Below are 2,939 nucleotides of genomic sequence, written 5' to 3' on the forward strand. Positions count from 1 at the left end.
GCCGCATGAACATCCTCGTCACCGGCGGCGCCGGTTTCATTGGCTCCCACACCGTCGAACGGCTCCTGCGCGATGACGCGGGCCGCATCACCGTGATCGACAGCCTCAACGACTACTACAATCCAGCCATCAAGCGTGAAAACCTCCGCGCCCTGGGCTCACAGGTGACTTTCCGCGAGGGCGACATCACCGATCCGCGTTTTGTCGGCGAAACCTTCGACGCTGGGCGGTTCGACGCGGTCATCCACCTCGCAGCCCGGGCAGGTGTTCGTCCGTCCATCGAGCAGCCGGAACTCTACATCGACACGAACATCAAGGGCACCTTCCACCTTCTGGAGGCCTCCCGCCGCACCGGCGTGAAGCATTTCGTCTGCGCCAGCAGCTCCTCCGTCTATGGCGTGAACAAAAAGGTGCCGTTCGCCGAGGCGGACCCCATTCTCCAGACCATCAGCCCCTATGCGATGACGAAAATGGCCTGCGAGCAGATGTGCTCCAATTACGGCCACCTCTACGGCATCAAGACAGTCAACCTGCGCTTCTTCACCGTCTATGGCCCGCGCCAGCGCCCCGACCTGGCCATTTCCAAGTTCACCCGCCTCATTGAGGACGGCAAACCCATCGACAAGTTCGGCGACGGCACCACCCGCCGGGACTACACCTACATCACCGACATCGTCGATGGCATCATCGGAGCGCTCAACTACCGCACCGGGCCGATCAACGACATCTTCAACCTGGGCGGCTCGCAAAACGTCTCCCTGAACGACCTCATTGCCACCATCGAGCAGGCGGTCGGGAAAAAAGCCACCATCAACCAGCTCCCCGAGCAGCCTGGCGACGTGCCCCTGACATCCGCCGATGTCAGCAAGGCGAACGCCCTCATCGGCTTCAAGCCGACCACCGCCATCGCCCAAGGTGTGCCCAAATACGTCGAATGGTTCCGCGACATGCGGGCGCGCGGGATTGCGGTGTGCTAAATCAGAAATGCGGCGCTGACACAGTGCCTTCTTCGATCTCCTGGCGCTTCTTGCGCACGATGCCGTCGGCGATTTCGAGGATCATCTCCTCCAGCAGCAGGCGCAGGTGGCTGCCAGGGCGGTAATCGGCGGGGGCGATGTGTTTCACGCGGTCGGCGAGCCCGGTGAGCTGGTAGCACTTGCGGAAGCTGGCGCGGTTGGCCTCATCCGGGTTATACACGGCGACCGCGTGGCCGCCGTAGCGCTTCATCAGCGTGAAGCAGGGCACGTCTGTGGGGCCGTCGCCGACATAGATCATGTGCTGGAACGGGATGGGCCGCAGCTCGTGCGCCATGTGGTCGTTCACATCCTCGTGCGGCTCCAGCATGCCCTTGTTGATGCGGAAGATGTACTGCGTCTTCGTCGTGTGGCTGATCACGCGCTTCGGGAAGGTGATCCGGCCGTTTTTGTCCTCACCGAACTCACAGCCGAAGATGCGCTTCACATGGCCTGCCAGCGCCGAGCCGTCGAGGAGTGCCTTCAGGCCGCTGGAAATGATGTAATGCTCGATCTTCACGCCCAGCAGGCGGTGCTGGTCGTTGAGCACGGCGTTCAGCTCCTCGAAGAGCTCCGGCACGCCTTTGTAAAACTTCAGCTTCGCTCCCAGCTTTCGCAGGTCCTCATTGGTCGGCCGGTCCATGTCCAGGTAGTCGAGCATGCACTTCAGGTAGGCCAGCTCGCCATCGTAGCCTTCGTTGTCCACCAGCTCGCGGCTGCGCTTCCAGAACTGCGGCGGATTGATCCCGAAATGCGGGAACAGCGTCTCATCCTGCATGTAGGTGGGGCTGAGCGTCTGGTCGTAATCGTAGATGATGCCGATGGTGGTCTGCTGCGCGGCCATGAGGAGTGCGGGTTGTCAAACCAGCGCCTTCAGGGCGCTGTCGAGAGTGGGATGGGAAAAAGTGTAGCCCATCCCCGTCGCAACGCCAGGAATCACTCGCTGGCCGCCCAGCAGCATCTCCTCCGCCATGCCCCGCAGCAGGAGACGCAGAGCCAGGGCCGGCGCATGGAAAAAAGCCGGGCGCTTCAGCACTGCGGCCAGCTTCCGGGTGAATTCGGCGTTCGTCACCGCTTCGGGCGCGGCCAGGTTCACCGGGCCGCTCACGGTTTCCGTTTCGATCTCCTTCAGAATGATCTGGGTGGCGTCATCCACGTGAATCCACGACATGCATTGCTCGCCAGAGCCAAGCCTGCCGCCCAATCCGAGGCCGAACACACGTTTCAACAGCGGAAACGCCCCGCCGTCCCGGCCCAGGACCATCGCCGTGCGCAGCAGGATCACCCGGCTGCCGGCTTGTTCGGCCCGTTGCGCTGCCTTCTCCCAACCCGCGCACACATCGGCCAGGAACCCTCCGCCTCTGGGGGATTTCTCATCCACGGGCCCTGCGGTGGTCGTGCCGTAAAACCCCGCACCGGAGGCGCAGACGAAGACTTTGGGCCGGTTTTCGCCCTTCCAGGTGCCGAGGTGGGCCACCAGGGCCTCCGTGAAGTCCACCCGGCTCTTCCAGATGCGGTCCCGCTTCTCATGCGTCCACAGTCCCATCAAAGACTCGCCGGACAGATGGACCAGAGCGTCCAGCCGGGTTTCAGGCAGCGCATGCGGCGCGTTCGGCGGCTGATGCAGGGTTTCGCAGGCCACTGGCACGACAGAACCGGCTGACCGCGTGTAAGCGATCACCTCATGACCACAACTCTGCGCCAGCAGGCCCAGATGGCCGCCGATGAAACCCGTCGCGCCTGTGATGCCGATGCGCATGCGGAGGTTACGCTCCAGCTTCGCCGCTGGTTCGTCAATCCCATCGCACGGGCGCGAAGGTGTCCATTCACTTCTCATTCCGGCGAACCCGTCGCGAAGGGTCAGGGGTCGAGCAACGAGGAGTCAGGGGTCGAGCGACGAGGGGTCGGGGGGCGAGCGGCGAGGGG

The 2,939-nt window shown here is 63.3% G+C and carries 3 protein-coding genes; 1 reads left to right on the forward strand and 2 read right to left on the reverse strand.

Translation table 11 applies throughout. The features are described 5' to 3' along the window. Positions 1-977: SDR family NAD(P)-dependent oxidoreductase (locus IAE77_RS00165; RefSeq protein ID WP_294219629.1), on the forward strand; the 977-nt coding region annotated here is incomplete at its 5' end. 1 nt (position 978) lies between these two features. Here IAE77_RS00165 and IAE77_RS00170 read toward each other — a convergent pair. After that, positions 979-1,857, reverse strand: a complete 879-nt coding sequence (locus IAE77_RS00170; protein WP_294219630.1) for an HAD family hydrolase — start codon at positions 1,855-1,857, stop codon at positions 979-981. Between the two features lie 15 nt (positions 1,858-1,872). After that, the gene (locus IAE77_RS00175) at positions 1,873-2,772 is read right to left on the reverse strand and encodes a TIGR01777 family oxidoreductase (protein WP_294219631.1); all 900 of its coding nucleotides are present in this window, start codon (positions 2,770-2,772) and stop codon (positions 1,873-1,875) included. Positions 2,773-2,939: the final 167 nt, after the last annotated feature.

The sequence above is a fragment of the Prosthecobacter sp. genome, from assembly GCF_014879935.1.
Classification (GTDB): Bacteria; Verrucomicrobiota; Verrucomicrobiia; order Verrucomicrobiales; family Verrucomicrobiaceae; genus Prosthecobacter.